Genomic DNA, 318 nt, shown 5'->3' with positions numbered 1-318 from the left:
ATGGTGCCTGGGCGCGCCCGCGGACCTCACCGGCGGAGTGTCCGGCCGCAGAATCCACCTGCCGGGCTACGGGTTCGACCGGCGGGTCCACTCGCGGCGACCGGAACGCGCATCGAGCACGGGCGTGGCCGCGGGCCCGGCCACGGCCACGGCCCCGGTCGCGGCCGTGGCGGCGGCCGCCGGCCGGCCCGCGGCGCGCGAGGTGCTGAGCGGCATCTGGACCGACCTGCTGGCCGTCACCCCCGACGCCTGCGCCTCGTTCGTCGAGGCGGGCGGCGACTCGCTGGCCCTGCTGCGGCTGCGCCAGCGCCTCGAAGT

General features: G+C 78.9%; 1 protein-coding gene. It reads left to right on the top strand.

What is annotated here, in order from left to right; translation table 11 throughout:
* Positions 1-37: 37 nt before the first annotated feature.
* Positions 38-318 (top strand): hypothetical protein (locus VR44_RS16395; RefSeq protein WP_157880322.1); only part of this gene is annotated, 281 nt, incomplete at its 3' end.

The organism is Streptomyces katrae (assembly GCF_000966975.1).
GTDB lineage: Bacteria > Actinomycetota > Actinomycetes > Streptomycetales > Streptomycetaceae > Streptomyces > Streptomyces katrae.
The sequence above is the reverse complement of the archived record's forward strand: the minus strand, read 5'-3'. Positions and strand labels throughout refer to the sequence as shown.